This window comes from Pseudomonas fluorescens (assembly GCF_000967965.1).
Taxonomy (GTDB): Bacteria; Pseudomonadota; Gammaproteobacteria; order Pseudomonadales; family Pseudomonadaceae; genus Aquipseudomonas; species Aquipseudomonas grandcourensis.
In genome coordinates this window covers 1-215 of record NZ_LACC01000085.1, presented here as the reverse complement: position 1 = coordinate 215, position 215 = coordinate 1, and the positions used below count along the sequence as shown (strand labels likewise).

At 60.5% G+C, this 215-nt stretch carries 1 protein-coding gene; it reads left to right on the top strand.

Translation table 11 applies throughout. From position 1 onward, the window contains the following. Positions 1-215 (top strand): immunoglobulin-like domain-containing protein (locus VC35_RS28300; RefSeq protein WP_046044046.1); only part of this gene is annotated, 215 nt, incomplete at both ends.

Below are 215 nucleotides of genomic sequence, written 5' to 3'. Positions count from 1 at the left end.
ACCCTGACCAATCCGGCCGGTACGCCGATGACCGTGACCTTGAGCAACGGTTCGGTCATTACCATCGAAGCGGGCCAGACCAGCGGCAGCGTCAACGTGCCGACTGCGGCCAACGATGTTTATGTGAATGGCAGCACTGTCAGCACCACCATCACCGGTACCACTGGCGGCAACTTTGAAAACCTGGTGCCGAACACCACCCCGGCTGTGACCAC